General features: G+C 71.3%; 2 protein-coding genes. One reads left to right on the top strand and one right to left on the bottom strand.

From position 1 onward, the window contains the following. Positions 1-1,705 (bottom strand): sigma 54-interacting transcriptional regulator (locus FV223_RS25090; protein WP_147729501.1); only part of this gene is annotated, 1,705 nt, incomplete at its 3' end. A 231-nt stretch (positions 1,706-1,936) separates the two neighbouring features. Here FV223_RS25090 and cynS point away from each other — a divergent pair. Continuing rightward, the gene (gene cynS / locus FV223_RS25085; RefSeq protein ID WP_147729500.1) at positions 1,937-2,425 is read left to right on the top strand and encodes a cyanase; all 489 of its coding nucleotides are present in this window, start codon (positions 1,937-1,939) and stop codon (positions 2,423-2,425) included. The last annotated feature ends 101 nt before the right edge of the window (positions 2,426-2,526 follow it).

The following is a 2,526-nucleotide window of genomic DNA, read 5'->3' as shown; positions in this document are numbered from 1 at the left end:
CCGGCGGCGTCGCGTCGACGGGGCCCGCGGGATCGGGCCGTTCGGATTCGCGCCGTTCGGATTCGGGCAGGTCGAAGCGCAGGCGGCCGCGGACGGCGAGGATGGCGGCGCGCTCGATCACGTTCTCCAGCTCGCGCACGTTGCCGGGCCAGGCGTAGCGGGCGAGCCGGCGCACGTCGCCCTCGGTCAGCCGCGGCTCGGGGATGTTCAGGCGGCGTGCGGCCCCCGTCAGGACGTGCTGGGCGATCGGCGCGATGTCCTCGGGGCGCTCGCGGAGCGGGCTCGCGGCCAGCGGGAAGACGTTGAGGCGGAAGTACAGGTCCTCGCGGAACCGGCCGCGGCGCACCTCCTCCCGCAGGTCGCGGTTGGTGGCGGCGACGAGGCGGATGTCGACGGCGCGCGTGCGCTCCTCGCCGACGCGCTCGAACGAGCGCTCCTGCAGCACCCGCAGCAGCTTGCCCTGGAGATCGAGCGGGATCTCGCCGACCTCGTCGAGGAACAGCGTGCCGCCGTCGGCGAGTTCGAAGCGCCCGACGCGATCGCGCAGCGCACCGGTGAACGCGCCGCGGGCATGGCCGAAGAACTCGCTCTCGAACAGCTCGCGCGGCACCGCGGCGCAGTTCACGCGGATCATCGGCCGGTCGCGCCGCCGGCTGGCCTCGTGGATCGCGCGGGCGATCAGCTCCTTGCCGGTGCCGGACTCGCCGGTGATCAGCACGGTGGCGTCGGTGCCGGCCACGAGGTCGATCTGGCGCAACGTCGCCGCGATGGCGGGGGAACGGCCGATGATGCCCTGGTGGTGGCGCTCCAGCCGGATTTCCTCCTTCAGGTAGGCGTTCTCCAGCTCCAGCCGCTCGCGCAGGGAATCGACCTCGGCGAGCGCGCTGCGCAGCCGTTCCTCGGCCTCGCGCCGCTGGCTGATGTCGCGGAACACGATGACGGCGCCGAGCAGACGCCCGCGATCCCGGATCGGCGTCGAGGTGTACGCCACCGGGAACGCGGTGCCGTCGCGCCGCCAGAACACCTCGTCGTCGACCTGGCGCACCGCGCCGTCGCGGAAGGCCGCGTAGATCGGGCAGTCGCGGTGCGGGTAATGCGCGCCGTCGGAGCGGGTGTGGTGCACGGTGGCGTGCATGTCCTTGCCGACGAGGTCGGCGGCCCGCCAGCCGAGCATGCGCTCGGCGGCCGGGTTGACGAAGGTGGTCGCCCCATCGGCGTTGACGCCGTAGATGCCCTCGCCGGCGGCCCGCAGGATCAGCTGGTTCCCGCGCTCGATGTCGCGGAAGATGCGCTCCATCCGCTGCCACTCGGCGATGCCGGCGCGCATGTGGTCGTCGGCCTGCCCGTCGACCGCCCGCCGACGGCGCGCCTCGAGATCGGAGAGCGTCAGGAGAAGCCGCAGCGGGTCGCCCGCGAGCGGGCTCGCGGCGTATTCGAGGCGCAGCCCGCGGCCGTCCGCGTGGCGCGGCTCCAGCGTCCGCGACCACCATTGCCCCTTGGCGAAGGCGCCCTGCGTGAACACCACCAGCGCGGGCCGCTGGCCCGGATGCAGCGCGCTCGCCGTGATCCTGCGGAGCGCCGCGCGGTCGTAGCCGAGCAGGCGCGCTGCGGCCGGGTTGGCGTCGACGATCCGGTCGGCCTCGGGCTCCAGCACCAGCATCGCCTCCCGGTGCTGCTCGAAGACCGGCCCGAAATCCTCGATCATGTCGGCCCCAACGCACCCGTCTCGCTACGAGACTTCGTGGTCATACCACGAGATCTCGTCGGGCACGAGATCTCGTAGCTGATCATCCTTAGGCCAAGTCGCTGCTCCCGCGGCGGTTCTTCGCAACGACCCAGCTGGCACATCGCTTGCGCAAGCCTCGCTCGAGCGCGCCCCGCCGGCAGACCACGCGGCGGGGCGCGACCGATCTCACAACCTGCCGGAGTGCCGACCATGAAGCGCGAAGACCTCACCGAGAAGCTCCTCGACATCAAGCGCGACAAGGGCTGGACCTGGAAGTACATCCAGGACGAGATCGGCGGGCTCTCGCCGATCCTGATCACCGCCGCCTGCATGGGCCAGATGAAGCTGCCGAAGGCGCAGGCCGCCAAGGCCGCCGCGCTGTTCGGGCTCACCGAATCCGAGGAGCGGATGCTCAACCAGGCGCCCTATCGCGGCTCGATCCCGTCGATGCCGCCGACCGATCCGCTGATCTACCGCTTCTACGAGCTGGTGATGGTCTACGGCACCACCTTCAAGGAACTGATCCAGGAGGAGTTCGGCGACGGCATCATGTCGGCGATCGACTTCAACATGACCATGGAGCGCGAGGCCAACAACAAGGGCGACCGCGTGAAGCTCGGCATGTCCGGCAAGTTCCTGCCGTACAAGTATTACGGCAGCGAGGACGGCGTGCCGGAATACGGCTTCAAGGAGGGCTGAGCCGGGCCGGGCGAGGCGGCTGCCGCCGCCCCTTGCCGCTTCGGCCGGTTTCCACCGAAGCCGCGGCGGCTCGGGCGACGGCGGACGGCTCGCTCATGGGG

Origin of the sequence: Methylobacterium sp. WL116, assembly GCF_008039455.1 — a bacterium.
GTDB lineage: Bacteria > Pseudomonadota > Alphaproteobacteria > Rhizobiales > Beijerinckiaceae > Methylobacterium.
Note: the sequence above shows the minus strand (reverse complement) of the source record. Positions and strands in the feature narration are given on the sequence as shown.